24 protein-coding genes are annotated in these 26961 nt (G+C 65.6%); 15 read left to right on the top strand and 9 right to left on the bottom strand.

Annotated elements, in window-relative coordinates:
* Nucleotides 1-21: 21 nt before the first annotated feature.
* The gene (locus VUN84_17350) at nt 22-1731 is read left to right on the top strand and encodes an ABC transporter family substrate-binding protein (protein ID XAS64022.1); all 1710 of its coding nucleotides are present in this window, start codon (nt 22-24) and stop codon (nt 1729-1731) included.
* A gap of 113 nt (nt 1732-1844) precedes the next feature.
* Nucleotides 1845-2912, top strand: a complete 1068-nt coding sequence (locus VUN84_17345; protein ID XAS64021.1) for a Gfo/Idh/MocA family oxidoreductase — start codon at nt 1845-1847, stop codon at nt 2910-2912.
* Between the two features lie 113 nt (nt 2913-3025).
* Here the strand turns inward: VUN84_17345 and ald are convergent, their stop codons facing one another.
* Entirely contained in the window at nt 3026-4144 is a 1119-nt protein-coding gene (ald, locus tag VUN84_17340; protein ID XAS64020.1) for an alanine dehydrogenase, read from the bottom strand.
* A 246-nt stretch (nt 4145-4390) separates the two neighbouring features.
* Between ald and VUN84_17335 the strand changes: the two genes are divergently transcribed.
* A complete protein-coding gene (locus tag VUN84_17335) occupies nt 4391-5611 on the top strand; it encodes a helix-turn-helix domain-containing protein (protein ID XAS64019.1) in 1221 nt (406 codons plus the stop codon).
* A 10-nt stretch (nt 5612-5621) separates the two neighbouring features.
* Here VUN84_17335 and VUN84_17330 read toward each other — a convergent pair whose 3' ends face one another.
* The 3 genes from VUN84_17330 to ptsP form a co-directional block, all read right to left on the bottom strand.
* Nucleotides 5622-5867 (bottom strand): hypothetical protein, encoded by a 246-nt coding sequence (locus VUN84_17330; protein XAS64018.1) that lies wholly within the window; start codon nt 5865-5867, stop codon nt 5622-5624.
* Between the two features lie 74 nt (nt 5868-5941).
* Nucleotides 5942-6364 (bottom strand): helix-turn-helix domain-containing protein, encoded by a 423-nt coding sequence (locus VUN84_17325; GenBank protein ID XAS64017.1) that lies wholly within the window; start codon nt 6362-6364, stop codon nt 5942-5944.
* An 81-nt stretch (nt 6365-6445) separates the two neighbouring features.
* Nucleotides 6446-8131 (bottom strand): phosphoenolpyruvate--protein phosphotransferase, encoded by a 1686-nt coding sequence (ptsP, locus tag VUN84_17320; protein ID XAS64016.1) that lies wholly within the window; start codon nt 8129-8131, stop codon nt 6446-6448.
* A gap of 201 nt (nt 8132-8332) precedes the next feature.
* Between ptsP and VUN84_17315 the strand changes: the two genes are divergently transcribed.
* The 5 genes from VUN84_17315 to VUN84_17295 all read left to right on the top strand — a co-directional run bounded on the left by VUN84_17315 (nt 8333) and on the right by VUN84_17295 (nt 14241).
* Entirely contained in the window at nt 8333-9061 is a 729-nt protein-coding gene (locus VUN84_17315) for a TetR/AcrR family transcriptional regulator (GenBank protein ID XAS64015.1), read from the top strand.
* A gap of 58 nt (nt 9062-9119) precedes the next feature.
* Entirely contained in the window at nt 9120-11138 is a 2019-nt protein-coding gene (locus VUN84_17310) for a PTS mannitol transporter subunit IICBA (protein ID XAS64014.1), read from the top strand.
* Nucleotides 11138-12286: a mannitol-1-phosphate 5-dehydrogenase gene (locus tag VUN84_17305; GenBank protein XAS64013.1), complete on the top strand. Its 1149-nt coding sequence runs from the start codon at nt 11138-11140 to the stop codon at nt 12284-12286. Before VUN84_17310 ends, VUN84_17305 begins: the two co-directional genes overlap by 1 nt.
* 184 nt (nt 12287-12470) lie before the next feature.
* Nucleotides 12471-12944, top strand: coding sequence for a MarR family transcriptional regulator (locus VUN84_17300; protein ID XAS64012.1), 474 nt, complete (start codon nt 12471-12473; stop codon nt 12942-12944).
* A 70-nt stretch (nt 12945-13014) separates the two neighbouring features.
* The gene (locus VUN84_17295) at nt 13015-14241 is read left to right on the top strand and encodes an MFS transporter (protein XAS64011.1); all 1227 of its coding nucleotides are present in this window, start codon (nt 13015-13017) and stop codon (nt 14239-14241) included.
* Between the two features lie 109 nt (nt 14242-14350).
* Here the strand turns inward: VUN84_17295 and VUN84_17290 are convergent, their stop codons facing one another.
* The 4 genes from VUN84_17290 to VUN84_17275 all read right to left on the bottom strand — a co-directional run bounded on the left by VUN84_17290 (nt 14351) and on the right by VUN84_17275 (nt 19341).
* Entirely contained in the window at nt 14351-15802 is a 1452-nt protein-coding gene (locus tag VUN84_17290; GenBank protein ID XAS64010.1) for a sugar porter family MFS transporter, read from the bottom strand.
* A 133-nt stretch (nt 15803-15935) separates the two neighbouring features.
* The gene (locus tag VUN84_17285) at nt 15936-17591 is read right to left on the bottom strand and encodes an MDR family MFS transporter (GenBank protein XAS64009.1); all 1656 of its coding nucleotides are present in this window, start codon (nt 17589-17591) and stop codon (nt 15936-15938) included.
* A gap of 104 nt (nt 17592-17695) precedes the next feature.
* Nucleotides 17696-18172 carry a ribonuclease E activity regulator RraA gene (gene rraA, locus VUN84_17280; protein ID XAS64008.1) on the bottom strand — a complete coding sequence of 159 codons (477 nt, stop codon included), beginning with the start codon at nt 18170-18172 and terminating at the stop codon, nt 17696-17698.
* A gap of 71 nt (nt 18173-18243) precedes the next feature.
* Nucleotides 18244-19341, bottom strand: coding sequence for a thermonuclease family protein (locus VUN84_17275; GenBank protein XAS64007.1), 1098 nt, complete (start codon nt 19339-19341; stop codon nt 18244-18246).
* Between the two features lie 187 nt (nt 19342-19528).
* Here VUN84_17275 and VUN84_17270 point away from each other — a divergent pair, with 187 nt between their 5' ends.
* The 5 genes from VUN84_17270 to VUN84_17250 all read left to right on the top strand — a co-directional run bounded on the left by VUN84_17270 (nt 19529) and on the right by VUN84_17250 (nt 24514).
* Entirely contained in the window at nt 19529-20854 is a 1326-nt protein-coding gene (locus tag VUN84_17270; protein ID XAS64006.1) for an MFS transporter, read from the top strand.
* A gap of 397 nt (nt 20855-21251) precedes the next feature.
* Nucleotides 21252-22460, top strand: coding sequence for an NADP-dependent malic enzyme (locus VUN84_17265; protein XAS64005.1), 1209 nt, complete (start codon nt 21252-21254; stop codon nt 22458-22460).
* 96 nt (nt 22461-22556) lie between these two features.
* Nucleotides 22557-23057 carry a DUF456 domain-containing protein gene (locus VUN84_17260; GenBank protein XAS64004.1) on the top strand — a complete coding sequence of 167 codons (501 nt, stop codon included), beginning with the start codon at nt 22557-22559 and terminating at the stop codon, nt 23055-23057.
* Nucleotides 23058-23095: 38 nt separating this feature from the next.
* Nucleotides 23096-24085: a hypothetical protein gene (locus tag VUN84_17255; GenBank protein XAS64003.1), complete on the top strand. Its 990-nt coding sequence runs from the start codon at nt 23096-23098 to the stop codon at nt 24083-24085.
* Nucleotides 24086-24157: 72 nt separating this feature from the next.
* A complete protein-coding gene (locus VUN84_17250; protein XAS64002.1) occupies nt 24158-24514 on the top strand; it encodes a nuclear transport factor 2 family protein in 357 nt (118 codons plus the stop codon).
* 35 nt (nt 24515-24549) lie between these two features.
* Here the strand turns inward: VUN84_17250 and VUN84_17245 are convergent, their stop codons facing one another.
* On the bottom strand, nt 24550-25008 hold the full coding sequence (locus VUN84_17245; GenBank protein ID XAS64001.1) for an Lrp/AsnC family transcriptional regulator: 459 nt from the start codon (nt 25006-25008) through the stop codon (nt 24550-24552).
* A gap of 377 nt (nt 25009-25385) precedes the next feature.
* Between VUN84_17245 and gluQRS the strand changes: the two genes are divergently transcribed.
* On the top strand, nt 25386-26282 hold the full coding sequence (gene gluQRS, locus VUN84_17240) for a tRNA glutamyl-Q(34) synthetase GluQRS (GenBank protein XAS64000.1): 897 nt from the start codon (nt 25386-25388) through the stop codon (nt 26280-26282).
* Between the two features lie 9 nt (nt 26283-26291).
* On the top strand, nt 26292-26924 hold the full coding sequence (locus tag VUN84_17235; GenBank protein ID XAS63999.1) for an HD domain-containing protein: 633 nt from the start codon (nt 26292-26294) through the stop codon (nt 26922-26924).
* Nucleotides 26925-26961: the final 37 nt, after the last annotated feature.

The raw sequence follows: 26961 nt of genomic DNA, 5'->3' as shown, positions 1-26961 counted from the left end.
CGCACCAATGAAGGGAACACCATGAAGAATCTGACCAAGATCGGCGGAGCGGCGGCCATTGCGGCCGCCTTGACGCTGACAGCCTGTGGCGGCGGTGGCGGCTCCACCGGACCCGCAGCGGAGAAGGCCCAGGAGTCAGGCAGTGACCTGGCCAAGCTCATCAGTGTCAACGAAAAGCCCGCAGCAGACCTGCAACAGGGCGGCACCGTCACCCTGCCGTTGGGCAACATCGGACCGGACTTTAACGGGTTCTCCAACAACGGCAACAGCGCGGACAACACGGCGCTGCACCGCCCGATCGATGAGGCCGGCACCTGGGGCTGCTGGAATTTCGACTTCGAGGGCACCGCCACGCCCAACAAGAACTTCTGCGAAGACGTCAAGAGCGAGGTCAAGGACGGCAAGCAGACCATCACCATCAAGGTGAACGAGAAAGCCACCTACAACGACGGCACGCCGATCGATGTGAAGACTTTTGAGAACACCTGGAACATGCTCAAGGGCGAGAACAAGGACATCGACGTCGTCAGCTCCGGCGCCTACGAGTTCGTTGAATCCGTCAAGGCCGGTTCCAGCGACAAGGAAGTCATTGTCACCACCACCCAGCCGGTCTTCCCGCTGGACGCCCTCTTCACCGGTTTCGTCCACCCGGCCGTAAACACCCCGGCGATCTTCAACGAAGGCTTCACCGGGGAAATGCACCCGGAATGGATGGCAGGACCATTCAAGGTGGACCAGTACGACAGCGCCGCCAAGACTGTGACGCTCGCCCAGAATGACAAGTGGTGGGGCACCAAGCCCGTCCTGGAAAAGGTCGTCTTCCGCCAGTTGGAGAGCAGCGCTCAGATCGCCGCCTTCAAGAACGGTGAAATCGACGGCGTCTCCGCCAATACCATCACCCCTTACAAGCAGCTCGATGGCACCAAGGACGCCGAGATCCGCCGCGGCCAGCGGCTCTTCGCCGGCGGCCTGAACCTCAACGCCCAGAAGGCGCCGATGAACGACGTCGCCATCCGCAAGGCAATTTTCACCGCCGTCGACCGCGAGGCGCTGCGCAAGGTCCGCTTCAATGGCCTGAACTGGGAAGAAACCAGCTCGGGATCCATGATGCTGCTGCCGTTCTCCAAGTACTACCAGGACAACTACCCGGTCAAGGAAACCGGCCCTGACGCCGCCAAGAAGGTCCTCACCGACGCCGGTTACACGGCCAACGCCGCCGGCATCATGGAAAAGGACGGCGTCCCCGCCGCGTTCAAGATCAGCAACTTCGGTGATGATCCCACCACCCTGGCGTTCGCGCAGACACTGCAAAACCAGTTGAAGGCCGGCGGCATGGATGTCGGCATCGACCAGCGCGCCTCCGCCGACTTCGGCAAGGTCCTGGGCAGCCGCGACTTCTTCATGAGCGTCTCCGGTTACACGGTCGGCGCCGATGCGACCGACGCCGTCAAGCAGTTCTACGATTCCAAGACCAACGAGAACGAACTCGGCGACGCCGAACTGGACGCCGAGATCAAGAAGCTTTCCTCCATCGCGGACAATGCCGAGCGCAACAAGGCAGCCATGGAAGTTGAGAAAAAGCACATGGAGAAGTACTTCTCCATGGGTGTTGTGATGAACGGTCCGCAGATCTCCTTCGTGCGCACCGGTCTGGCCAACTACGGTCCGTCACTGTTCAAGAGCCTGTCCCAGGTCCCGGACTGGACCACCCTCGGCTGGGAAAAGAAGTAACCCCCAGCTAGGCTCTCCGAGCACTCAAGGCCGGCATCCCCGCATCGACGGGGGTGCCGGCCTTCGCCGTTGAGGCGGCGGACCCGGAGAGCCCCCGGGGGTAGCGTGGAGCCATGACAACCGACTCCACCGGGCCCATCCGCACAGCTGTTGCCGGGTTCGGCCTCTCCGGCAGCGTCTTCCACGCCCCGCTGCTTGCGGCCAACCCGGCCTTCACCATCGCAGCGATCTCCACGTCCGACGCCGAACGGCAGGCCGCCGCGTCCGACCGGTATCCCGGCACCCGGATCGTGGACACTCCGGCGGACATCCTGGGCCTCGCGGGCGAGCTGGACCTGCTGGTCCTGGGCACGCCGCCAGCCACGCACTACCCGCTCGCGAAAGCCGCTCTTGAAGCGGGGCTCGACGTCGTCGTCGACAAGCCTTTTACCGTGCACAGTGCCGAAGGTGAGGACCTGATTAACCTCGCGGCGCGGCTGGGCCGCGTGCTCACGGTCTTCCAAAACCGGCGCTGGGACGGCGATTTCCTGACCGTCCGCGGCCTGCTGGAGCGCGGAGTATTCGGGAACGTGGCACGGTTCGAATCCCGTTTCGAACGCTGGTCGCCGGTGGTCGCCAAGGCCTGGAAAGCGGCCGCGACGGCGGATGAGGGCGGCGGGGCGCTGTTCGATCTGGGCACCCACCTGCTGGATCAGGCAGTACAGCTGTTTGGTCCAGCCACGGTGGTCTCCGCCGAACTTGCGGCCCGGCGCCCGGGAGAGCGGACCGACGACGACGTTTTCCTGGCCCTGCGGCACTCATCCGGCGTCACCAGCCACCTGTGGATGAACATGCTCTGCGCCCAGCAGGGCCCGCGTTTCCGGCTGCTGGGCAGCGGGGGCGGCTTCACCAAACACGGCGTGGACCCGCAGGAGCCGTACATGGCGGCCGGCGGAAGCCCGCTGGACGCCGACTACGGCGTCGAGGACCAACACTGGGCCGGGCTCCTTGGCCGGGACGGCCATGTGGACCGGCTGCCCACTGAACGCGGCGCCTACCCGGAGTTCTATCGGATCCTCGCAGCAAAGATCAACGACGGCGGAGCCGCCTCAGCGCGGCCCCTCCCGGTGGACCCGGCCGGCCCGCTGGAGGTGCTGCGGCTGATCGAGCAGGCCCGGGAACTGGCCGCTAAGAGGGCTTAACCCACGCAACGCCGGACGACAGACATCCGGCAGCGTGCGTCAAGGCGGCGACGGAGTTGCACGCAGAGGATGTGTGTCGTCCAGCGTTGCAGGACGATGCCGGAACCGGCTAATTACGCGGAGACGAGCTCATGCCAGTCGGTCACCAGAGCCAGGTTGTGCGCCTCGGAGACTGAGCGGTGGGCAACCTTGCCACCGGCAATGTTGAGGCCTGCGGCGAGGGCAGCATCGCGCTCAAACGCGGCCTTGACGCCCAGATTGGCGAGCGAGACGGCGTAGCGGAGCGTGACGTTGGTCAAAGCGTATGTTGAGGTGTTCGGAACGGCGCCCGGCATGTTGGCAACGCAGTAGAAGATCGTGTTGTGGACCTTGTACGTGGGTTCCTGGTGCGTCGTGGGGTGGGTGTCCTCGAAGCAGCCGCCCTGGTCCACAGCAATGTCGACCAGCACCGAGCCGGGCTTCATCCGGGACACGAGTTCATTCGTGACCAGTTTGGGGGCCTTGGCGCCCGGGATCAGCACCGAGCCGATGACCAGGTCGGCGTCGACCACGGACTTTTCGATCTCGTAGGCGTTGGAGGCCACCGTCTTCAGCCGGCCCTGGTACTGGGCGTCCAATTCGCGCAGGCGGTTGATGTTGATGTCCAGGATGGTGACATCGGCGCCGAGGCCCAGGGCCATCGCCGCCGCGTTGGTGCCGGCAACACCGGCACCCAGGACAACCACCTTGGCCGGGCGGACACCCGGAACACCGCCCAGCAGCACACCCTTGCCGCCGGCCGGGGCCATCAGGGAGGTGGCGCCCACCTGAACGGACAGGCGGCCGGCAACCTCGGACATCGGGGCCAGCAGCGGCAGCGTGCGGCCCTCCTGGACGGTCTCATACGCGATGGCGGTGACGCCGGTATTGATGAGTTCCTGCGTCAGTTCCGGCTCAGCGGCCAGGTGCAGGTAAGTGAAGAGGATCAGGCCCTTACGGAAGCGGTGATATTCGGCCTTGACCGGCTCCTTGACCTTCATGACCATATCGGCGCCGGCCCAGACGTCATCGGCCTCGGCGACGATCTCGGCGCCGGCGATGGCGTATTCCTCGTCAGTGATACCCGAGCCCAGGCCCGCGCCGCGCTCCACCAGAACGGAGTGGCCGTGCGTGCGGAATTCGTGGACTCCCGCGGCCGTGATGGCGACGCGGAATTCGTTGTTCTTGATCTCTTTGGGGACACCGATGATCATGTGGGGGCTCCAGTGCTGGTGGCCCAGGGGGCCGGGTGAATGCGGGGAAGTCGTACTTCCAGAATAAATCCGGTTGTGAGGCAAGCGACAGGCTGCACCGTGCGGCATCGGGCGCCGTAGGCGGAATTCCGGCGTTTTGCAATTACCAAGGTGGACATTTGTCGAACCCGCGAGCGGCAGGTGTCGCCTGCTGTCCGTCGGCGCTGCCGTTCGCGGCCGCACGGCGGCGCGCAGTAGTCTGTCAGGATGCAGCAGCAGGATGTCGAACAGCTCGTGGAACAGGTGGCACAGAAACTGGGACGCGGCCTCTCACTGGAGGACCTGGACGGCCAGCTGCTCGCCTACAGTTCCAACCAGTCGCACGCGGACCGGGTCCGGGTGAACTTTCTGCTCAGCAAACGGGTCCCGCTGGATGTCAGCGCCTGGCAGCTCTCCCACGGGATCGCGACCGCCGTCCGCCCTGTGGTGGTGCCGGCCAACGCGGACCTTGGAATGCTGGGCCGGGTCTGTGTCCCCCTGCTGGTGCGGGGTTTCCGGGTGGGCTACCTGTGGGTTCAGCTCGTCTCGGAGGAGCCGACGGCGACGACCGTTCTGGCCCAGCTGCCCGGGGTGGCCCGCGAACTGGAGCAGCTCTCGGCCCTGCTGCTGGACTCCAACACTGCTGAATCGGAGTTCCGCCGCCGCCGCGAACGGGAGTTCCTGGCCGCGTGCCGGGGCGAGTCCAACGCCGTCGCAGCGGTGGCGGGCTGGAAGGAAGTGCAGGGGCGCGGGCCGTGGCAGCTGGTGACGGTCCTAGACGCCGACGGCTGGGCGGAAGGCTCCGATCCCATCGCTTCGACGCTGATCCACCGTTCCGCGGCGCTCCAGGCCACCATCGGGGTGGACGCCGCGCTGTTCAGCGCCGGGACGGAAACCCACGCCGTCGTCTTGTTCCGCGAATCAACCGGCCGGGCGGATCACGCCCAGGTGCTGGTCCACTATCAGCTGGAACTGGCCAAACGATCCGGCCGGCCGGTCCACCGGATCATCCTCGGAACTTCCGAAGGCTTTGCCAGGCCGCGGGAGCTCGAGGACGCGTACCGGCGGTCCCGGCAGGCCGCGCAGGCAGCGGCAGTGGATCCCCAGCTGGGTGAGCTCGTGGACTGCCGGGCGACGGGGATCTACCAGTTACTGGCCTCCGCTGGCGGTGGCGCGGGTGCCTGGGCAGACGCTGGCTCCGTCTATTTCCGCATTCTGGAGGACCATGACCGTAACCTGGAGCTGCTGCCGGTCCTGGAACTCTTCTACGACAACGACGGCTCGGTCCAGGAAGTGGCGGACAAGCTGCACCTGCACCGGAGCAGTATCTACAACCGGCTGGGCCGGATCCGGCAACTCCTCGGCGTCGATCCGCTCAAGGGGATGGTGCGGCTGGAGCTCCACGCGGCCCTCAAGGCCCGGCGCTGGGCCGGCCGCCCCAGGATCTGAACCGGGGGCCCTACGTGCCGCGGCCCTCACGGTCAGGGTGCCCGGGCTCCAGGGTTGACTCAGCGGCTCGCTCCCTCAGGGCCTGCCGGCGGCGATGCGAGATCCTGCTGTCAGTCCACAAGGAGACGGCCACAAACGCAACGCAGCTGGACATGAAAGCTGCCGTATTGTTCAGCCCCATGGCGTTTCCGAGGACGCCCGTGAGCACCATGGCGGCGATGCCGGCCACGATGTGCCACCCTCTGAACTTACGCACAATCCAAGCGTAACCCCGGCCTTCTCCACGCCCGGGCGCGGGGGCGGGATCGTTGTTTGATCCTTATCATGCCGTCACGAAGCATCCGCGGCGCCGTCACCGGCGTGGTCCGGGACGCTGCCGGCGGTAAGGTTCTTCGTCTGCTTTTCCAGCCAGGCCATGATGTCAGCCAACCGGATGCGCCGGTGGGTGCCCCGGTATTCCACCGGAATTTCGCCGCGGTCCGTCAGGTTCCGCAGGTATGTGTGCGAGATGCCGGCCAGCTCCGCGGCCCGGGACGTGGTCAGCATTTCCTCCACGCTGCTGACTGTGACCGCGTCGCCGCGGCTGAAGCGCGCCAGCACATCGACGACGGCGTCCCGCGCCTGGGCCGGCAGCCGGTGGACTGTGCCGTCGACGAACACCGTGATGTCATCACTGCCGTTCAGGGCGTACCGGAGTTTCCGGGCGTCCTCAGCCGGGAGGGCGGCCGTGACCCGGGGAGCAATCAGTGTCATGGATTGCATCCTAGCGCCCCGGGCTCGGCCCTTCCGTCCACTGGCTCGCTGCGGACGGCGGGCGAGTGCCTGACGGCAGGACTACAGCCCCAGCTCTTCGAGGACCGGCAACTTCTCCCGGACCCAGGCGCGGGCCTGGGTGGCGCTCGGCGCGGAAAGGGCGAGTTTAGCCAGCTCCTGTGCCTCGGCCAGGGTGACAGTTTTCAACACGGCGGCCACGGCAGCCAGGGATCGGGCCGTCATGGACAGGGTTGAGACCCCCAGCCCGGTCAGGACGACGGCGAGGGCAGGGTCAGCAGCGGCCTCGCCGCAGACGCCGACCGGTTTGTTGTGGCCCTCCGCCGTGGAGCCTTCCACGGTCAGCCGGACGAGCCGGAGAACAGCGGGCTGCCAGGGCGTGTTGAGCGCCGCAAGCGGGCCCAGCTGGCGGTCCGCCGCCATGGCGTACTGTGTGAGGTCGTTGGTTCCCAGGCTCGCGAAGCCGACCTCGCGCAGGATCGCCTCGGCGGTGAGCGCCGCGGACGGAACTTCCACCATGACTCCGGGAGTCTTGATCGCGGCCTCGCTGCACAGTGTAGCGAAGCGGGCGGCTTCCTCGGCGGTGGAAATCATCGGGGCCATCACCCAGACGTCCGCCTCGGACTCCTGCTCAGCCCGCGCGATCGCCTGCAACTGGCGCTCCAGGACGCCCGGCGTGGTGAAATCTGTGCGGTATCCGCGGACGCCGAGGGCAGGGTTGGGTTCGGTGGCGTCGGTGAGGAAGGGCAGCGGCTTGTCTGCGCCGGCGTCGAGTGTCCGGAGCACCACTTTCTTGCCCGGGAAGGCATCGAAGACGCCCTTGTAGGCGGCGGCCTGTTCGTCCACGGTGGGTTCGGTGTCGCGCTCCAGGAAGCAGAATTCGGTACGGAACAGCCCAACGCCCTGGGCGTTCAGCTGCGCGGCGGCCACGGCGTCCTTGGCTCCGCCGACGTTGGCGAGCAGCGGGACCAGGTGGCCGTCCGCCGTCGCGCCCGTGCCGTCGAAGTCCGCCAGCAACGAGGCGGTCGCGGCCCAGTGTTCGGCGGCGGCCCGCTGGGAGTCGTCGGGGTCCGTCGTGATCAGGCCGGCGGCGCCGTCGACATAAACCTCGGTGTTATCCGGCAGCTGGTCAACGCCGGTGGCGGCAACCACGGCGGGAAGGCCCAGGGAGCGGGCAATGATGGCGGTGTGGGATTGCGGGCCACCTCCGGCCGTGAGCAGGGCGAGGATCTTTTCCGGGTCAAGGGTGGCGGTATCCGCCGGGGCAAGGTCCTCCGCAATGAGAATGAACGGGGTGGGGGAGGAAGGAATTCCCGGAGCCGGGACCCCGCGCAGTTCGGCCACAATCCGGGCCCGGACGTCCAGGACGTCGGTAGCACGCTCGGCCATGTAGCCGCCCAGGTTGTGCAGCATTTCCGAGACGGAGGCGCCGGCCTCCCAGATGGCACGCTGGCCGGACGTACCACGCCCGATCAGTTTGGCAGCCGATTTCAGCAGCATCGTGTCTGTCGCCATCAAGGCAGTGGCTTCCAGGACGGCTTTGCCGTCGCCGCTGACGGTCCCGGCCCGGGCCTTCAGCTCATCGTGGACCGCCCGGGCGGCGGACTTCAGGGCCGCCGTTGCTTCCTCAGCCGTCACGCCGGCCGGTAACTGTTCCCCGGCAGGCGGTTCGCTGACAGGTTTGGGCATCTGGCGGATGGTTCCGATGATGCGGCCGGGGCTGACGCCTACTCCTGGGAAGTTCTGCACTGAAGGTCCTCATTCTCTGCCGTGGGCCGGTAAGCCGGTTATTCAGATACTGCCAGAACCGGCCGCCCGTGCCGAGCCGGACCTTCCGGCCGGTCCGACGGGCGGGCACGCCGACAGCTGCGTCGGCGGCGGATCCGGTGCTTGAAAAATTGTATGTGATGCACTTCATATAGCGTTGCTATAGGTGCTAGGGTAGCGGTTATGAGTTTCGATGGCCAGCTTCCGCCCAAGACGCGGTTGCTGCGTGCAGCCGCTGAGCTGTTGGCCAATTCCGCCGGCGGTGCAGTCTCCACCCGCCAGATCACACAGCTGGCAGGCGTCACGGCACCCACTCTCTATCACCACTTCGGCGACAAAGAGGGGCTGTTCGACGCCGTCGTCGCGGCAGGTTTTGAAGAGTACGTCGCGGGCGAACGAGACTTCGCGCCGTCCGGACAACCACTGGAGGATATCCGGCGGATGTGGGACAACCATGTGCAGTTCGGGCTCAACCAGCCGGAACTGTATTTGGTGATGTTTGGCAATATCCGCCCGGAGAGCCGCCCGGCTGTCGTCGCTGACGCTGAGGCCCTGATGGAGGAAATGCTGAACAAGGCCGCAGTAGCCGGGCAGCTCAATGTCCCTCCGCGGGAGGCAGCCAGGAGCATCCTGGCCGCCAACGTCGGCGTGACGCTCATGCTGATCACGGAAAAGGCGCCCGAGCGCAATCTTGAGCTGTCCTCCATGACCCGCGACGCGATGATTTTCGCGGTGTCCTCGGACCAGGCCAAAAAGAACGGTCCGGAAGAGTCCGGGAAATCGTCGGTGGTTGTCGCGGCGATCGCCCTGAACGCGGCTTTGCAGGCGTCGCACTCCGATCAGCTTTCCAGCTCAGAACTCAAGCTGTTTCTCGAATGGCTCCACCGGATCTCCACCAGTTCGACCAGCTAGCTTCGCGACATCATCGGACCATCCTGCGGTGCAGCAGGACTAACGGTTAGGAAATCACATGGCAACAGAGACAGTTGCAAAACCCCGCACCAGCGCGCGGGTCGGCGTCCAGAAATTTGGGACGTTCCTGTCCGGAATGATCATGCCCAACATTGGCGCCTTCATCGCCTGGGGCATCATCACGGCGCTGTTCATTGAGAAGGGCTGGATTCCGATCCCTCAGATTGGCGGCTTCGGGACAAATGCGGAGGGAGTGGCAAACACGGGTCTCGTCGGGCCCATGATCACCTATCTGCTGCCTCTTCTGATTGCCTACACCGGCGGCCGGATGGTTTACGACGTCCGGGGCGGCGTGGTCGGAGCCATCGGCACCATGGGCGTAATCGTCGGTGCCGGCATTCCGATGTTCATCGGCGCCATGATCATGGGTCCCCTGGGCGGCTGGACCATGAAAAAGATCGACGCGATCTGGGACGGCAAGATCCGGCCCGGCTTTGAGATGCTGGTCAACAACTTCTCCGCCGGCATCTGGGGCGCGTTCCTGGCGCTGCTTGGATTCTACGGAATTTCCCCCCTGGTCTCGGCCTTCAGCACGGGTGCTGGCAATGTGGTCCAGTTCCTGGTCAACAACGGATTGCTGCCCCTGACCAGCATCTTCATCGAGCCGGCCAAGGTCCTGTTTCTCAACAACGCCATCAACCATGGAGTGTTGACGCCGCTGGGCATCCAGCAGTCGCTGGAAGAGGGCAAGTCCATCCTCTTCCTGCTTGAGGCCAATCCCGGGCCGGGCCTCGGGATTCTGCTTGCCTACATGTTCTTTGGTAAGGGCATTGCCAAGGCCTCGGCACCCGGCGCCGCTCTCATCCACTTCTTCGGCGGCATCCACGAAATCTACTTCCCGTACGTGCTGATGAAGCCCATCCTCATCCTCGCTGCCATCGGAGGCGGCATGACCGGCGTTGCGACACTGGCCATCACCAACTCCGGGCTGGTGGCCCCCGCCGCCCCGGGATCCATCATCGCGGTGCTCGCCCAGACCGCGCGTGACAGCTACTTCGGAGTTATTCTCTCCGTGCTCCTCGCCACCGCCGTCTCCTTCCTGATAGCTTCGGTCATCCTCAAGGCCAGCAAGACCCCCGTGGGGGAATCTGAAGAGGACAGCTTCAGCGCTGCGACGTCGCAGATGGAGTCGATGAAGGGCAAGAAGAGCTCGGTAGCCTCCATGCTCGTGGGCTCCGGAGCTGCCACCTCAGGCGGCGTCGCGGTTCTCGCCGGCCCGGTCAGCAACATCGTCTTCGCCTGCGACGCCGGTATGGGCTCAAGCGCCATGGGCGCCTCGGTACTGCGGAACAAGATCAAAGCCGCCGGCTTCCCGGAGGTCAAGGTCACCAACTCCGCGATCGCGAACCTCAGCGACACCTACGACGTCGTTATCACGCATCAGGATCTGACCGAGCGGGCCAAACCCGCGACAGCCAGTGCCGTGCACGTTTCGGTGGACAACTTCATGAATTCGCCCCGGTACGACGAGATCGTGGAGCTGGTTCGAAGCTCCAACACGCCGGACGAGGCGGCCGGCCTGACTGGAGCGCCGGCAGCCGCCGCCGCCGTCGCTGAACACGAACCGGAAGCCGCAGCCGGCCCGTCCGGCATCCTGGCCGCGGAAAGTGTCGTCCTCCGCGGCACGGCAACCACCCGGGACGCTGCCATCGACGAGGCCGGCCGGCTCCTGCTGGATCGCGGCGCCGTCGACGCCGGCTACCTGGACGCCATGCATGAACGTGAAGAGTCGGTTTCCACCTACATGGGCAGCTTCCTCGCCATCCCGCACGGCACCAACGCCGCCAAGGACCACATCCTCAAATCCGCAGTCTCCGTGGTCCGCTACCCCGACGGCATCGACTGGAACGGCAAGGAAGTGAAGTACGTGGTCGGCGTGGCCGGCATCAACAACGAACACCTCCACATCCTGTCCTCCATCGCCAAGGTCTTCACCAACAAGGCGCAGGTGGCACAGCTTGAAGCGGCCACCACCGTCGAGGAAGTCCTGGACCTGTTCGGAAAGGTCAACTCATAGTGAAAGCCGTTCATTTCGGAGCAGGAAACATCGGGCGCGGATTCGTCGGGCTGCTGCTCCACGAGGCCGGGTATGAGGTGGTCTTCGCGGATGTCGCGGAGGACCTGATCACCCAGCTCGCTGCGGCAGACAGCTACCGGGTCCACGAAGTGGGGGAACATCCCAACGTCCGGACCGTGGGGAACTTCCGGGCGCTGAACTCCAGCAGCCAGGAAGCGGACGTCATCGCGGAGATCGCGACGGCCGACGTCGTCACCACCGCGGTGGGTCCGCACATCCTCAAGTTTGTGGCGCCCGTGATTGCCAAGGGTATCGCCGCCCGGGCCGAAGGGCTCCTGCCGCTGCAGGTCATGGCGTGCGAGAACGCCATCAACGCCACAGACATCCTGAAGTCCGAGGTGTCGGCCCAGTGGGATCCCGCCGCAGGCACTCTGGATGACAAGGCGGTCTTCGCGAACACGGCTGTGGACCGGATCGTGCCGAACCAGGAGGCCGGCCAGGGCCTGGACGTCACGGTGGAGACATTCTACGAATGGGTCATCGACAGGACTCCATTCGCGGGCAGGCCACCGGTGATCCCGGGCGCGACCTTCGTCGATGAGCTGGAGCCGTACATCGAGCGGAAACTGTTCACGGTGAACACCGGGCACGCCGCCGCAGCGTACTTTGGTTTCGGGGCCGGCCTGGAGAAAATCTCCGAGGCCATGGCCGATCAAGACGTCGCCGCGGATGTGCGCGCCGTCCTGGACGAAACTAAGGAACTGCTGGTCGCCAAGCATGGTTTCACACGGGAGGAGCAGGAGGCCTATGTTCAAAAGATTCTGGGCCGCTTCTCGAATCCGCATCTGCCGGACACGGTGAACCGGGTGGGCCGGGCGCCACTGCGCAAGCTCAGCCGGCACGAACGCTTCATCGGTCCGGCTGCGGAACTTGCCGAACGCGGAATTGTCCCGGAGGCACTGCTTGGCGCGATCGCAGCAGCACTGCGATTCAACGACCCGGCCGACGCCGAAGCAGTTGAGCTGGGGCAGATTCTGGCGGCCTCCGGCGCGGAGGATGCCACCGCCAAGATCACGGGGCTGGCACCGGAGCACCCGCTGTTCCCCGCGGTCGCCGCCCTCGTCGACGAAGCCAAAACGGCCGCCTGAACCGCGGCACCGCAGGCGCCGAAGCCCACCCGGGCTCCGGCGTCGGCGTGTTTAAGCCCGCTCCCACCCCGGTTGCCCTATCACTTGCGGCGCCCAAGCCCGGGGTTTAGCAACCCGGAGTGATAGCGCAACGGTCTCTGCAGCATTTGACCGTTAGGTAGCCTAACAGTTAGGCTACCTAAGTATGAACGATTATCATCAGGCCGGCCCGGATCTTCTCGCCCTCGCGCAGGACTTCCGCGAGGCTCTTCGCCACAGCATCTACCTTGTCCGCCGCCTTGACGCCGACGGAGAACTTAGTGCCGCCCAGCTCAGCACCCTCAAGATGCTGATGGACGCCACCGCGTCCCCCGGGAAGGATAACGGTGCCCGGGTGGGCGAGATCGCCCGAAACCTGGGCGTCAGAGTCCCGAGTGCCACGGAGCAGATCATCAAGCTCGAGCGTGCCGGCCTCGCCCGCCGCGAGCCCGACCCTGATGATTCGCGTGCCGTTCGTGTGACCTTGACCGGTTCGGGCCGGGCAGCCGTCGAATCCGCCAATGAGAGCCGCAACGCTGTAATGGCCGGCATCCTCTCGTCCCTTTCGGCCGCCGACCGCGCCGCCCTGGCGGCCGCCCTCCCGGTCATCGGCAAGATCAACGCGACGCTTCAGGCCTGATACCCAGCCCACCTTCGATCACTTTCCGAAGTCCCATCATTGAAAAATCCCATCATTTAGGAGTGTCACCATGCACGGCCAGTCCGCTGGAACCCTTCCGGCAGTCGAGGAGACCCTTGAGGCTGAGAAGGCCTCACTACTCAAACAGCCCAAGGCAGTGTGGGCAACGGCTCTCGCGGCCGTGTTCGCATTCATGGGCATCGGCCTGGTGGATCCCATCCTCCCGGCGATCGCCAAGAACCTGGATGCCTCGCAGAGTGAGGTGTCGCTGCTCTTCACGAGCTATTTTCTGGTGACCGCCATAGCCATGCTGATCACCGGCTACGTCTCATCCCGGATTGGCGGGAAACGGACGCTGCTGATCGGGCTGGCAATCATTGTCGTCTTCGCCTCGCTCTCCGGCACTTCGGGCACCGTGGCCGAGCTCATTGGTTTCCGGGCCGGCTGGGGACTGGGCAACGCCTTGTTCGTCGCCACGGCGCTGGCCGTGATTGTCGGCGTCGCCAGCGGCGGAGCCGGGACGGCGATCATTCTCTACGAGGCCGCGCTCGGCCTGGGTATTTCCCTCGGCCCGCTCCTCGGTGCCCTGCTCGGGGGCTGGCAGTGGCGTGCCCCCTTCTTTGGTACCGCCGTGCTGATGGCTGCAGCGTTCATCGCGCTGATCGCCCTGCTGCCCAAGACTCCGCTGCCTGAGCGGAAGGTACGGCTCCGGGATCCGCTCCTCGCATTGGGGCATAAGGGTCTCAGGACCACGGCCGCCAGTGGCCTCTTCTACAACTACGGCTTTTTCACCATCCTCGCCTTTACTCCCTTCATCCTCGGCATGGACGCGTACGGGATCGGCGGGGTGTTCTTTGGCTGGGGCGTCGCCGTCGCCGTGTTCTCCGTGTTCGCCGCCCCCGTGCTGCAGAACCGCTTCGGGACCGTCCGCGTCCTCACCGGAACCCTGGTCCTGCTGATGCTGGACCTCGTGGGGCTGGGACTCTCCGCCGGGCACTCGGTGCCCGCCGTCGTCGTACTGGTGATCGTTTCCGGGGCGCTTCTGGGCGTCAACAACACCGTCTACACGGAGCTGGCCATGGGGGTTTCTGATTCGCCGCGGCCGGTCGCCTCGGCCGGATACAACTTTGTGCGCTGGATGGGCGGGGCGCTGGCGCCCTTTGCCGCGGCACAGCTGGCTGAGCATTTCGGCCCGCAGGTGCCCTTCTTTGCCGGGGCCCTGGCTATGGTGGCAGCCATTGCTGTGGTCCTGGGCGGACGCCGCTACCTGACCGCGCACGAGCCGCACGTGGTCTGACCCACCCGGGCGCAGGCCGCTCAGGTGACAGATGACGCCCATGTTCCACTGGAACATGGGCGTCACCTGGAAAGGCGGAAGGCGGGCCGCACGTCGGGCGCGGTCCGGGTCAGGCCTTGGCGGACGTCTTGGCGGACCCCTTCGGAACGAAGAGCGTCTCAGCGTGCTCCAGGGCCATGCCGTTGGTCTCGGGCACCTTGAACTTTACAAAGAAGAACGACGCCGCCGCGAACAATGCGTACATGGCGTAGGTCAGGGGCAGCGAGGCCGCCGCCATCACCGGGAAGCTAAGGGTGATGGCGAAGTTGGCAATCCATTGGGCGGCGGCGGCGAGGCCCAGGGCGCGTGCGCGGATCCGGGACGGGAAGATCTCGCCGAGCAGCACCCACACCAGGGGGCCCCAGGACGCTCCGAAGCTGATCACGAAGACGTTGGCGGCCACCAGGGCAGCCGGGCCCCACGCGCCGGGCAACGAAATCGCGTCGCCGGTCCCCGTGGCTGACGCGAAGGCGATTGCCATGGTGCCCAATGAGGCGGCCATACCGATGGAGCCGGCCAGCATGATGGGCCGCCTGCCGATCCGGTCCACGAGGGCGATCGCCACGAGGGTCACGAGGATATTCGTGATCGCAGTGGCCACGGAGATGGTCAGGGAGTCCTTCTCCTGGAAGCCGACGGCCTTCCAGAGCGTCGTGGAATAGTAGAAGATCACGTTGATGCCGACGAATTGCTGCAGCACGGACAGGATGATGCCGATCCAGACAACCGGCTGCAGGCCGAAGGCCTTGCCGCGCAGGGAGCCCTTCTGGCCGGCGAGCTTGTCCTCATCGATGGCCTTCTTGATTTCCCGCAGGTGGCGGTCCATGTCATCGTTCGGGGCGATGGACTTGAAGATCTTGAGGGCTTCCTCGTCCTTGCCCTGGACCACCAGGAATCGGGGCGACTCGGGCAGGGTGTAGGCAATCCAGCCGTAGACGACGGCGGGCACAGCGCCCGCGAGGAACATCCAGCGCCAGGCCTCAATGCCGAACCAGAGTTCCTGGTCTGCCCCGCCGGCGAAGTTCGCGAACAAGGCGTCGGAGAGCAGGGCTGCGAAGATGCCGGTGGTGATGGCCAGCTGCTGGAGCGAGGCGAGCCGGCCGCGAACGTGGCGCGGAGAGATCTCGGAGATGTAGGCCGGCGCGATCACGGAGGCCAGGCCGATTCCCAGGCCGCCAACCAGACGCCAGAGGATGAGGTCCCATACGCCGAAGGCAAAGCCGGTCCCGATCGCACTGACCAGGAAGAGCAGCGCACCGAGCTTCATGGCGGGGATGCGGCCGTAGCGGTCGGCGATTTTCCCGGCAAGGTAGGCGCCGGCCGCGCAACCCAGCAGGGCCACTGCCACGGCGAAACCGGTCACCGCCTCGCTCAGCGCGAACTCGTCCTTAATGGCGTCAACGGCGCCGTTGACGACGGAGGAGTCAAAGCCGAAGAGGAAGCCGCCCACGGCGCCTGCCACGGCCAGCCAAATGACCCGCTTGGGGATCTTGGCGGCGGTCTGGTCTTGGTTGGTTGTCATCTGGCTCCCTCGGCATTCGCGTTCCGCGGCCTGCGCGCCGCAGCCCCCAGTCTTACATCGGAGCCGGAGCGTCGCACGTTACAAGCCGGAAAATGAGAGAAAACATACACTCCGCCGGAGCCGCCGGGACGGCCTAGTGGGCCGCGGCAGCTTCCACGCGGGCTTCGGCCAACGGGTCCGTCAGCTTCTTGTTCGGAAGCGCGAAGCTGATCAGAAAGGCGATGCCGGTCAGGACAGCGGCCGTGAGCATCACGGCGTCGATCGATTGGGCGAAGCCCTCGGTGATGGGGCGTGTGAGGACGGGGTTCGCCTGGTGCACCCAGCTCGTGTCATTGAGCGAGTCGCTGCTCGCACCGTTCTTAAAGAACGCATAGAGCGGAGCGTTCACGGGGTCGGCAGCGACGGCGGGGTCCTTGAGAACCTTAAGGTAGTCCGCGTTCTGCGCGGCGTCCTTCATTCCCGCGGCCACCTTGTCCGCCGCCATGCTGAACAGCATGGAGATGAACACAGCCGTGCCCACCGCGCCGCCCATGGAGCGGAAGAACGCGGCGGAGGAGGTCCCCACCCCCATATCTTTCGCCGGCACGGAAACCTGCATGGCCAGAGTGAGCGGCTGCATGCAGAAGCCCAGGCCCAGGCCGAAGAACACCGCGATGGCGCCCGGAACCCAGAGCGGGGTGTCCACACCGAGCGAGAGGCCCATGACCGTGGCGGCTCCCGTGAGGATGGCGGTTCCCAGGATGGGGAAGATCCGGTAGGTCCCCGACGCCGAAATGGTCCGGCCCGCGGTGATGGAGCCGGTGAGAATGCCGAGAGTGAAGGTGATCATCATCAGGCCGGCTTCAGTGGGTGTCAGCCCCTTGACCAGCTGCAGGTACATCGGAAGCATCGCAATCGCCCCGAACATCCCGACGCCGATGATGAAATTCAGCAGCGAAGAAAGCCCAAACGTCATGTTCCGGAAGAGCCGCAGGGGGATCAGCGCGTAATCGCCGGCGCGTTTTTCCGCCAGCAGGAACGCCACGATGCCCGCCACACCGAGTCCGATGCAGAGTAGCGAACTGGGCGAGGTCCAGCCCCAGCTGCGGCCCTGTTCCGCCACGAGCAGCAGCGGCACGATGGCCAGGGTGATGGCAGCCGCGCCCCAGTAGTCGATTTTTTGTTTTACGTGTTTGGCCGGCAAGTGAAGGTAAAGGAACACCACAGCGAGGGCCGCGAGCCCGATCGGGATGTTGATGAAGAAGACCCAGCGCCAGCCATCGATACCGAGGATGGACTGCGCGCCGGCGAACGCGCCGCCGATCACGGGCCCCAACACCGAGGAGATACCGAACACCGACATGAAGTAGCCCTGGTATTTGGCGCGGTCCTTCAAGGCCACGATGTCGCCGATGATGGTCAAGGCGAGGGCCAGCAGCCCGCCGGCGCCGAGCCCTTGGATCCCGCGGGCAATCGCCAGCTCGGTCATTGAGTGGACCGAACCGGCGTAGACGGAGCCTGCCAGGAAGATCAGAATGGCGGCGAGGTACAGCGGGCGCCTGCCGAAGATATCGCTGAGCTTCCCGTAAAGCGGCGTACTCACCGTGGAGGTGATGAGGTATGCGGTGGTTGCCCAGGCCTGCAGGGAGAGCCCGTCAAGATCGTTGGCGATGGTGTAAATGGAGGTGGACACGATGGTCTGGTCCAGCGACGACAGGAACATGCCGAGCATGAGGCCCACCATGACGGTGATGGTCTGACGATGCGTCAGGACCTCACCGGCGGCGCGCACGGAGGGGGTCTTGGACATGACGGCTCCCGGGGGAAGGGTTGGGATTAAGCAGGAAGGTTGCTTGCAGTAACTATGTTAGTTGCTGCTTTGTTCCCGCTCCACAACTTTTCCTGCCACCCGCGTCAGCGCTCCAGCAGGATCCCGTCCGGATCGCACCAGATCATCGCCCCGGGACGGACGGCGACGCCGTCGAGCTGCAGCTCCACATCAGTCTCGCCGGCGCCAGTCTTGGCGCTTTTGCGCGGGTTGCTGCCCAGCGCCTTGACCCCGAGGGACAGCTCGGCAATTGCGAGCCGGTCGCGCACGGCGCCATTTATCACGACGCCGGCCCAGCCGTTCGCCACCGCACTCGCCGCAATCAGATCCCCCATCAGCGCCGTGCGGAGAGAACCGCCGCCGTCCACCACCAGCACAGCGCCGTCGCCGGGGGTGGCGAGTGTGGATTTGACCAGGGCGTTGTCCTCGAAGCAGCGGATGGTCCGGACGGGGCCGCTGAAATGCGTTCGGCCGCCAAGTGACTGGAATTGCAGGGCCACGGAGTCGAGTTCCTCACCGCGCTCGTCGTAGAGATCGGCAGTGTTTACGGCAGATGCGTCCATAGGATTCTCCTGGGATTAGTTTGAAGGGTGTCACTTGCGCCTCACGAAATCTGCGGTTTCCGGTCATTGAACTACCGCTTGCTGCACGGCGTCCAGCTCTTACCGCCTGGTGCGTAGCAGCGAGGACCGTTATACCCCGGGTAGGGGTTCGGAGCGGGTGCCGGAGCTGCAGGGGCTACGTTCGCAGGTGGAACGCGGGCCGGCGGAACGTACGGCGCTGGGGGCGGAACGTTTAGACGCCGCTCAGCTTCTGCAGCAGCCGCGGCATCAGCGACGTGGCGGGCGGACTCGGCAGCCGCAGCATCCGCCACTTGGCGGGCGGACTCGGCTGCCGCAGCATCCGCGATGTGCTTCTTCTTCGCGCTGATGGCGGCCTGGCGCGCCTTCCCTACGCTGGCAGCTGCGTCCAACCGGGTCACCATTACTGTCCGTCGGCCCGTCGTATAAGCAGTCCAGAGCACATGGTCTTTGACGCTGGCTGCGGCCTTGAGTGCGGCAAGTGAGGCTAACGCGGCAACGAGCGCGGCGTCGCTCTTTTCAAGGTCAACATTGACGTCAGCCAGCGGTGCAGCGACCACGGTTTCAACCGCCCCAACGGCTAGTTCTACCTGCTGGGCGGGAAGGCAGGGAACGTCGGCTGAGTTGAGTCCGATTCCGTTCGTGCGCGCTTCCTCGAAAGCCGCGACAACGGGGGGATGAAATTTCCTGTTGGGCTCGAACAGGGCAGGGACGCCGAGGCCCAATCGGGCGATCTCAGCGTTGACCAGTTTTCCATGTGAGTCGAAAACACCCGCCAACGTCCTCCCGAATTTATCCAGCGGCTCTTTGTCTAATTCCAGTTCCACCTTGGAACCGGCGGGCAATAATTGCTCAAGAGCTTTCGTGGCCTCCGGGCCCATGCACTCAACCGGGGCATTCGGGTCTTTTGTTTCTGGCGTGTCCACGTTGAGCAGGCGGACCGTCTTCTGTTCGTTGTTGACCGAGGCCTCAAAGGTATCTCCATCAATTACCCGGATTACTGTGGCCTGGGTGCCGGCGCCGGTCTCCGCGGCAGCATCCCGTTTGAGGCCGGACGTTCCCGCGTTGCAACCAGCGAGCGTAAGGGCAGCGGCAACGACCAGTCCCAAAGTCTTGGCACGGGCGGTGGCGCCCTGTTCTTCTGATAACAAGATCTATTCCCCCGGGAATGAGTGAGGCGCGTTTCCGCCGGAATGGAGATCCGCGGATGACTATGACAATACTTCGCCGGGTGGTTAAAGAGCTTGTTCACACGGGGCGGATTGTGGTCCTCACGATAGTCTGGCTTTACACCGATCTTCGGCGTGCATCGTCAGTTTCCGGGGGGAAGCGAAAAACATGAACCTGTCCGATTCACCCGGCGCCGTTCCGGAGCCAGTCCGTGGGCCCGCCGCAGGAGCATCGAGCACCGACCATGCCTCCGTGGCGCTGGCCGAGCCGGAAAGCCGCGTCCGGCCCGTCTGGACAACGGGCGTGGTGCTCGTCAATGTCGGCATCAACGCCGCCTTTTTCGGTCCGATCCAGGTGCTCCTCGGCCAGCAGGCCGCATCCTTCAGCGAGGGGGACAAGGAGGCCATCCTGGCCCTTGTCACCGGTGCGGGTGCCGCAGTGTCCCTTGTGGCCAACCCCCTTTTCGGTGCGTTCAGCGACCGGACCAGCTCGCGGATGGGCCGGCGCGTGCCGTGGGTGCTCTTCGGTGCCATCCTCGGAGCCGCGGCCCTCATCGCTCTGGCGGGGGCGCCGAGCGTCGCCGTCATGACCCTGCTCTGGTGCTTCGTGCAGGCCGGGTGCAACGGCGCCTACGCGGCCATCACCGCCGCGATCCCGGACAGGGTGCCCGTGCCCCAGCGCGGCACGGTGGGGGGCCTGGCCGCGATGGGACAGACGGTCGGCATCCTCATCGGCGCAGTCATTGCGGCGGCGGTCACCGGGAACTTCGCCGTCGGCTATCTGGTCTGCGCCGTGGCACTGCTCGCCGGCGTCGTACTCTACTACTTCACGAACGACGACGTCCGGCTTCCCGCGGAAGCCCGGCCGCCGTTCAGCCTGGCCGGTTTCGTCAAAGGGTTCTGGATCTCCCCGGCGCTGTACCCGGACTTCGCCTGGGCCTGGCTGACACGGCTCCTCGTGAACATCGGGAACCATATGGTGACCCTTTACCTGCTCTTCTTCCTGAAGGATGCTGTCCATCTGGAAGAGACACAGGGCATTGCGCCGGAGTTTGGCGTACTGGTCCTGACGGGACTTTACGCGGTAATGGTGATTATCAGCAGCGTGATCGGCGGGCGGCTGAGTGACCGGATGGGAAAGCGGAAGCCGCTTGTCATCATGTCTTCGGGCATCATCGCGGTGGCCTCGCTGATCCTGGCGTTTGCGCCAAACTGGACCGGTGCCCTGCTGGGTGCCTCGGTGCTCGGAGTTGGTTTCGGTTGTTACCTTGCGGTGGATTTCGCCCTGATCACCCAGGTGCTCCCGGCAGCCCTGAGCCGCGGCCGGGACCTGGGCGTCCTTAACATCGCCAATTCCCTGCCGCAAGTGCTCGCGCCCCTTATCGCCTTCCCGTTCGTGACCCTGTGGGGAGGCTACGTCTCGTTGTACGTGGCGGCTGCGGCGATCGGGCTGCTGGGCGCCGTCTTTGTCGTAAAAATCAAGGGCGTCGACTAGGTCCGCGGCCGCCTATGGCAATGCCGGCTATGGCACTGCCGGGAACGGCCCGAAACTGGGCCTTTCCGGAAACGTCCGGCTGACCTGCGGCGTAACTGGCCTAGACCAGTCCGGCTTTCTACCGCCCGGTAGTGGCATTTTCGGGTGACCTACCTCACTAATACCCGAGGATAAAGGTTTCACCACGGCCGGAACGGACCGCGGCCGCCAGTCAGCGGGGGCACGTTGTCTACGATGGCAGCACCGGAGCGGCGCCGCCGCCTGCAGCACCCGAAGCGTCAAACCCCGGCCCACCAACCCCGGGCCGCTACCGCCGTTTCCCAGACCATCTTTAAGTGTTCCCGTGCTCGAGCTACATGAGCCGTGTGCCCACAGTGAGCCCCAAGGAGACAACGAAGTGTCCATTGAGACCATCCCCACCGTCACCACATCCCCCGCAGAGCCGGTACAAGTGCTCAGCGACGAAGAAATCTTTGCCGCCCACCACGGCGGCAAGCTGGCGATTTCCAGCACCGTGCCACTGGCCAGCAAACGTGACCTCTCCATCGCCTACACGCCCGGCGTCGCCCAGGTCAGCCGAGCTATCGCCGCGATCCCGGAACTCGCCAAAACCCTCACCTGGGCCCAGCGCCTCGTAGTCGTCGTCAGTGACGGCACCGCCGTCCTGGGCCTGGGCGACATCGGAGCCAGCGCCTCACTGCCCGTCATGGAGGGCAAGTCTGCCCTGTTCAAAGCCTTTGGTGGACTCGACTCCATCCCCCTGGTGCTGAACACCACCAACGTCGACGAAATTGTAGAGACCCTCGTCCGCCTGCGTCCGAGTTTCGGCGCCGTCAACCTCGAAGACGTCTCAGCGCCGCGCTGCTTCGAGCTGGAGGAGAAGCTCATCGAAGCCCTCGACTGCCCCGTGATGCACGATGACCAGCACGGCACCGCCGTCGTGGTCCTCGCCGCCCTCACCGGTGCCGCCAAGGTGACCGGACGCGGACTCGAGGAACTGCGGGTTGTCGTCTCGGGCGCGGGCGCTGCCGGAATCGCCGTCGCCCAGATGCTGCTGACCGCCGGGATCACGGACGTCGTGCTGCTGGATTCCCGCGGCGTCCTCAACACCGGGCGGGCCGACATCGCCGCCGACCCCGCCAGCAAAAAAGCCCAACTTGCCCGGGGCGGCAACCTGCGCGACGTGTCCGGCGGCCCCGCCGAGGCACTCCTGGGGGCCGACGTCTTCATCGGCGTCTCGTCCTCCCAGCTGGCCGAGGAACACCTCAAGCTCATGAGCGAGGACGCCATCGTGTTCGCGCTGTCCAACCCGGACCCCGAAGTCCTGCCGGAGGTGGCCCGCAAGTACGCAGCCGTCGTCGCCACGGGACGCAGCGACTTTCCGAACCAGATCAACAACGTCCTCGCCTTTCCCGGCATCTTCCGCGGAGCCCTCGACGCCGGCGCCCGCCGGATCACGCCGGCCATGAAGCTGGCGGCGGCCCGTGCCATTGCCGGACTTGCCGATGCAGATCTATCCGCCGACTACATCGTCCCCAGCCCGCTGGACCCGCGGGTGGCGCCAGCGGTATCCGCCGCGGTCGCCGCGGCGGTTGAACCGCGGTAGCCACAACTGAACCGACCGTGACGGCGGCGCATTGCTGCGGTGCGCCGCCGTCGCTGTCCGGGCGGGCGGCCGCGGCCGGAACCCTAGACTGTTGGGATGAACCCTGAGACTGTTGTGACGATCCTGTGCGGCCTGGCCATCCTGGTGGGCGTGGCCGGCACGATCATCCCCGTGCTCCCCGGCAGCTTCCTGATTGGGCTGAGCCTGCTTGCCTGGGCCATCTGGGGCGGTGCCGGAACAGCGGGCTGGGTGGTGTTCAGCGTCGGAATGATCTTCGTTCTCGCCGGCATGGCCGCCAGCGCGGTCCTGACCGGCCGCAAGCTCAAACAGCACAGCATTCCCGGCCGCTCCGTTGTGACCGGGCTGGTCCTCGGGGTGGTGGGGATGTTCATCATCCCTGTTGTGGGACTGTTCGTCGGCTTCGCCGCTGGCCTGCTGCTGAGCGAGCTGCACCGCACGCGCACGCTTGGCACCGCTCTCGCATCCAGCTGGGAAGCCCTGAAAGCCACGGGACTGGGAATGATCGTGGAATTCGGGCTCGCGTGCCTCGCGGGCAGCACCTGGGTGATCGGCGTGTGGATCTCGGCAGCGGCCTAGTCTCCCCGCGCCCACCCCGCGCCGACTAGCATGGAACCATGAGCGCCGGAGCAGGGGAATCCGCATCCCGACCAGCCCTGTACCGCGACCACCGCGACCTCACGCCGTTCCGGTCGGCGGTAATTTGGACACCTGTCCGCGGAATCGCCGATGGCGTGAGCGGAAAAGTGGCCGGGGTCCTCGCGGGGCGGATCCGCAGCTCCCTGCCCGTGGAGGGCGGCGCTCCCCGCCTCGGCAAAGTCGGCGGCAGAACACCGGGCAAAGCAGCGAAGAATGTCCACCCCGCCATCTTCGGCAGCTCCGATCCCGACCGGCTGATCGCGCTGGCCCACGCCTACCCCGGATGGGCCGGGCTGTGCTATCTCATGGCCGGGTTGCAGAGCTACGGCCAGGGCGGCCACCTGCGGGCCGCCGAACTCCTTCAGCGCGGCCTGCTCATCAGGAACGACGACGACGCGAACCGTTACGCCTCCACCTTCCTGGCCCGTGTCATTACCCGGGTTGCCGTGGGCGAACGGGTGGAGGTTCCGGTCCTGTTCAGCGAAGAAGCAGTATTTCTGGCGTTGTCACACTCCCTTCGTGAAACCGGACAAAGCGAGGCTGCCCTCGCGGCGCTGGCCGGGCTGCCGCCATCGCTGCCCATGGCCCTGGCCCGCTGCTCGCTGTCCGCGTCCCTGCGACGGGACATGGACGTGGTGGCGGACACGGAAGGACTCCTCAACGGGGATGACCTCTCGGCAGCGCTGCTGCTGGTGCGTGCGCGTTCATTGCGAAAGCTTGGCGACAACCGGGAAGCCAGGGCGGCCCTGCAGGAAGTCCTGCGCCGGCGAGGGACCGACTTCACGCTCCGCAGTGATGCCCTGACGGACCGGGCGCTCCTCCTGCTGGACAACGGCCGGAAGGTGCTGATCGGGCTTGAATGGCAGCACCGGCAGCCCACCGAACTGGACACGGTCCGCACGCTCCGCAAGGATGCCGAGCTGCACGAACTGTGGGACCGCGAATACGGTCTTTCCGACGACGATTGAACCGCTTTGCCCTGTGCCCGGTCCGGCATAATTGCCCTTGCGGGTGCGCCGAAGCAGGGGTAGAACCGAGGAATGACAGATGCGGCGACGCGCTGGGTGCAGCATTACATCGCAGCCTGGACGTCCAACGATCCGGCGGATATCCGGGCGCTTTTCACGGAGGACGCCGTGTACGCGACCCGCCCGGATGATCCCGAGCCATGGGACGGACGCGAGCAGATCGTAAAGCGCTGGATTGCCGCACAGGACGAGGCGGGGGACTGGGCATTCGAGTGGAAGCTCCTCGGCGTCGACGGCGGCAGGGCTTTTGTGCAAGGCCGGACGGACTACTGCGAGGACAGCCGCAGTTATGACAATCTTTGGGTTATCCAGCTCACGGTCGACGGCCGTGCCACAGCGTTCACCGAGTGGTATATGCCGCGCACATGAGGGGCTAACAGGCTCGCCGGCAAGACGCGGCGGGTTTAGGAGCCCAGCAGCCCCGTGGTCCGGTACGGGATGACCTCACGCAGGAACATGCTGGTGGAGGTCCGCACGATGCCCGGGCAGAGCCGGATTTCTTCGGAGACGCGGTACAGATCGTCCGGGCTCATCGCCACCACCCGGATCAGGAGGTCGGTTTCTCCGGCCGGCGCATGGCATTCAAGGACTTCAGGGATGTTCCGGAGTGCGGCGATCGCCTCGTTGAGGTGACTCTGGTCGAGTTCGGCACTGACCGAGGCCGCCACGCCCCTGCCCAGCGCCGAAGGCAGCACACGGCTGCTGTTGGGTCGGAGAGCGCCCGACGCCGTCATCCGCTCAAGGCGTGACTGCACGGTGCCGCGGGCCAGGCCCAGCTTTTGGGCCAGCACCATGATCGGCAGCCGGGGATCCGCGTCGAGGGCGAGGAGGATTCGTCGGTCTGTGGCGTCCAGGTTCTGCAAAATGACTACTTCCTACTGAGAGACAACCGAATGATTGATCAGTCTGACCATGTTGTCAGATGGTCATTGCACCAACTGTAGGACTTCTGTTGAAATGGTGACAACAAAGGGACGAGGCCACCGCCGGATCCCAAAGGCTACAAGGCACCGGCACACCACCCGGGACCCTGGACAAGGCTTCCCGCAAGGATCCCGCCGGCTGATTGACTCTTGTTCACACCATCGTCACTCTGCACACATCTCCGCAACGCAGTGCCACGACCCGGAGCAACTCCCGGGCCCGGCACGGCAAGAGCCCCTGAGCCACCGACGTCGGATTCTGCCGAAGTCATCGGTAGCTGAGGGGCTCTTGTGTTGGTGGCGCATAGGCTGGTGGCATGACACCTGCCGGCCGTTTCGCCCCCAGCCCGTCCGGCGATCTGCATGTCGGGAACCTCCGTACGGCCCTTCTCGCCTGGCTCTTTGCCCGCTCTACCGGGCGCCGTTTCCTCCTGCGCATCGAGGATCTCGACAGGGCACGGTCCGGTGCCGAGGCTGGGCAGCTAAGGGACCTGACCGCGATCGGCATCACGTGGGATGGCGGCGTCGTCCGCCAGACCGACCGCGAACCGCTCTATCAGGAGGCGGTCGCCGGGCTGAGCGCAGCAGGCCTCACGTATGAGTGCTTTTGTACCCGCCGGGAAATTCAAGAGGCCCCGTCCGCGCCGCATGCCCCTCAGGGCGCGTATCCCGGCACGTGCCGGAACCTCACCGCAGCCGAGCGCGAAGAGAAGCGAACCCGCCGGCCCGCGGCCATCCGGCTCCGGTCCGCCGTCCCGCGGGCCACTGTCCAGGACGTACTGCGCGGCGGCTACACCGGAGTGGTGGACGATTTTGTGCTCCGCCGCAACGACGGAGTAGCGGCGTACAACCTGGCCGTCGTCGTGGACGATGCCGCCCAGGGCATCGATCAGGTGGTCCGCGGGGATGACCTGCTGCCGTCCACGCCCCGGCAGGCCTACCTCGCATGCCTCCTGAACATGCCGGTCCCGGAATATGCGCATGTCCCGCTCGTACTGAATACCGACGGCGCCCGGCTGGCCAAGCGAGATGGCGCGGTGACGCTCGCTGACCTTGCCGCGGCCGGGGTGCCCGCGCCGGACGTGCGGGACGCGCTGCTGGCATCTCTCGGGCTTCCGGCCGGACCGCCGGGGCGCGCGCTGGCCGTTTTTGATCCCGCCAGGCTGCCGCGGGAGCCCTGGATCTGGCGCGGGATGGACGCGGGCGGCGCGTAGGCTGGATGCATGGCAGAACAAGAGTTGATGGAACCGCAGAGCCCGCAGCGGGCGTTCACCGTCGAGACAGCGAAGGTGCTCGCCGAGGTGGCCCACAACCGGCAGAAGGATAAGCTCAAGCGCCCGTACCGCGAGCACGTGATCGCCGTCGGTGATGCCCTGGCCGATTTTGACGACGACATTCGGATTGCCGGGTACCTGCACGACATCGCCGAGGACACCCCGATGACCCGGCAGGCACTGCTGGACATGGGCGTCTCCGAGCGGGCGGTAGACATCATTGAGCGGGTCACAAAGCGGCTGCACGACAACCCGGACGACTATCAGGCCGGCATCCGCTACATCGCCGGGGACCACGATGCTGCGCTCGTGAAAATCGCGGACAACGCGCACAATTCCCTGCCCGAGCGCGTCCGGGCGCTCGCGGAGAAGTGGCCGGATAAACCCCCGGTTACCCGTTACGACGAGGCCCGCCCGGTCCTGTACGCGGCCGTGCCGGTGGAGGAAATCCGGATGGTCCTGGCCCGGGTCAACCCCTGGCTGCTGGATGAACTTGACGAGATGCTCGACGAGGCGGACGACACCGACTACGAGAACCTCTCCTACGACGACCCGGCGGAACCCGCAACCACCACTTTCTAGCAACCCGGGGTCACTCGCATCCCATCCGGGCGCCGGC

The organism is Micrococcaceae bacterium Sec5.8 (assembly GCA_039636775.1).
Classification (GTDB): domain Bacteria; phylum Actinomycetota; class Actinomycetes; order Actinomycetales; family Micrococcaceae; genus Arthrobacter.
The sequence above is the reverse complement of the archived record's forward strand: the minus strand, read 5'-3'. Positions and strand labels throughout refer to the sequence as shown.

What these genes read in the sequence shown, in the direction of transcription:
- VUN84_17350 (XAS64022.1), top strand. Translation starts at nt 22, where the DNA reads ATGAAGAATCTGACCAAGATCGGCGGAGCGGCGGCCATTGCGGCCGCC.
- VUN84_17345 (XAS64021.1), top strand. Translation starts at nt 1,845, where the DNA reads ATGACAACCGACTCCACCGGGCCCATCCGCACAGCTGTTGCCGGGTTC.
- ald (XAS64020.1), bottom strand. Translation starts at nt 4,144, where the DNA reads ATGATCATCGGTGTCCCCAAAGAGATCAAGAACAACGAATTCCGCGTC.
- VUN84_17335 (XAS64019.1), top strand. Translation starts at nt 4,391, where the DNA reads ATGCAGCAGCAGGATGTCGAACAGCTCGTGGAACAGGTGGCACAGAAA.
- VUN84_17325 (XAS64017.1), bottom strand. Translation starts at nt 6,364, where the DNA reads ATGACACTGATTGCTCCCCGGGTCACGGCCGCCCTCCCGGCTGAGGAC.
- VUN84_17315 (XAS64015.1), top strand. Translation starts at nt 8,333, where the DNA reads ATGAGTTTCGATGGCCAGCTTCCGCCCAAGACGCGGTTGCTGCGTGCA.
- VUN84_17310 (XAS64014.1), top strand. Translation starts at nt 9,120, where the DNA reads ATGGCAACAGAGACAGTTGCAAAACCCCGCACCAGCGCGCGGGTCGGC.
- VUN84_17300 (XAS64012.1), top strand. Translation starts at nt 12,471, where the DNA reads ATGAACGATTATCATCAGGCCGGCCCGGATCTTCTCGCCCTCGCGCAG.
- VUN84_17295 (XAS64011.1), top strand. Translation starts at nt 13,015, where the DNA reads ATGCACGGCCAGTCCGCTGGAACCCTTCCGGCAGTCGAGGAGACCCTT.
- VUN84_17290 (XAS64010.1), bottom strand. Translation starts at nt 15,802, where the DNA reads ATGACAACCAACCAAGACCAGACCGCCGCCAAGATCCCCAAGCGGGTC.
- VUN84_17285 (XAS64009.1), bottom strand. Translation starts at nt 17,591, where the DNA reads ATGTCCAAGACCCCCTCCGTGCGCGCCGCCGGTGAGGTCCTGACGCAT.
- rraA (XAS64008.1), bottom strand. Translation starts at nt 18,172, where the DNA reads ATGGACGCATCTGCCGTAAACACTGCCGATCTCTACGACGAGCGCGGT.
- VUN84_17270 (XAS64006.1), top strand. Translation starts at nt 19,529, where the DNA reads ATGAACCTGTCCGATTCACCCGGCGCCGTTCCGGAGCCAGTCCGTGGG.
- VUN84_17260 (XAS64004.1), top strand. Translation starts at nt 22,557, where the DNA reads ATGAACCCTGAGACTGTTGTGACGATCCTGTGCGGCCTGGCCATCCTG.
- VUN84_17255 (XAS64003.1), top strand. Translation starts at nt 23,096, where the DNA reads ATGAGCGCCGGAGCAGGGGAATCCGCATCCCGACCAGCCCTGTACCGC.
- VUN84_17250 (XAS64002.1), top strand. Translation starts at nt 24,158, where the DNA reads ATGACAGATGCGGCGACGCGCTGGGTGCAGCATTACATCGCAGCCTGG.
- gluQRS (XAS64000.1), top strand. Translation starts at nt 25,386, where the DNA reads ATGACACCTGCCGGCCGTTTCGCCCCCAGCCCGTCCGGCGATCTGCAT.
- VUN84_17235 (XAS63999.1), top strand. Translation starts at nt 26,292, where the DNA reads ATGGCAGAACAAGAGTTGATGGAACCGCAGAGCCCGCAGCGGGCGTTC.